At 50.1% G+C, this 880-nt stretch carries 1 protein-coding gene; it reads left to right on the forward strand.

Annotation, left to right across the window (positions count from 1 at the left end; all coding sequences use genetic code 11):
- The coding region (locus AC1DRJ_RS30105; protein ID WP_477805328.1) for a helix-turn-helix transcriptional regulator at positions 1-437 on the forward strand (437 nt) is incomplete at its 5' end.
- Positions 438-880 lie beyond the last annotated feature (443 nt).

Below are 880 nucleotides of genomic sequence, written 5' to 3' on the forward strand. Positions count from 1 at the left end.
ATCTCGGCCATGCAACCAGCATAGGTCCTTACGAGAAAATCAACTGGAATGGGCAAAAAATCCGCTCAATCACCGGTGTGCTCTGTGACCAGGATGGCAAGGCTGAATACCTGCTTTGCATAAACCTAAACTTCTCCATTCTGGAGCAAGCTCATCATGCACTGGCTGCATTCTTCCAAGTCAGCCGACTTATTCCGCAACCCGATGCGCTGTTCAAGGATGATTGGCAGGAGCGAATAAACACCTTCCTGCATGCTTGGCTACAAGATCGCAATTTGTCGCTACGTACTCTCAAGAACCAGGACAAGCGCGCCTTGGTGGAAGCGCTCTTTGCTGAAGGCGCATTTGAAGGCCGCAGCGGAGCTGATTATGTAGCTAATGTCCTTAACATGGGGCGCGCTACGGTTTACAAATATTTGAAACAACTTCGAGGCTAGCCAGCGTGTGCACGAAGGAGCCGGACGTCAAACACTTGGCTCCTTGATGATCCACTCCCACGCATTCCTGCCGAACAACCGAAGACACCCTCCTTAGAAAATTTCCCAGCTGCTCCTCATTCACGACGATTCTCGCAACGATCAGTTAGCCCCCCAAAATATTTAGGGAAGCTTACTGATCACCCGCGAAAAGGTATCCGAAGTAGCCGCTGAATTTCAGCTCACATATGAGAAGCAGCGCGACCTTCTGTGCAGAAATACGCCTGTGCGCGAGTCTGAGTGCTGTGATCCAGAATTGAGTAGGCTTCAAGGCATGCAGTGCCGAAGCGAGGGCGAATTCGTGGGGCAATGCTAACTGGATAGACACAAGATTTTCTACGGGAGATTTTTATTCCATATTCGCGTAGATACCTATTTTACGCTTAAAGCCCCCGGTTCAGAGC

The organism is Pseudomonas sp. P5_B2 (assembly GCF_056400445.1).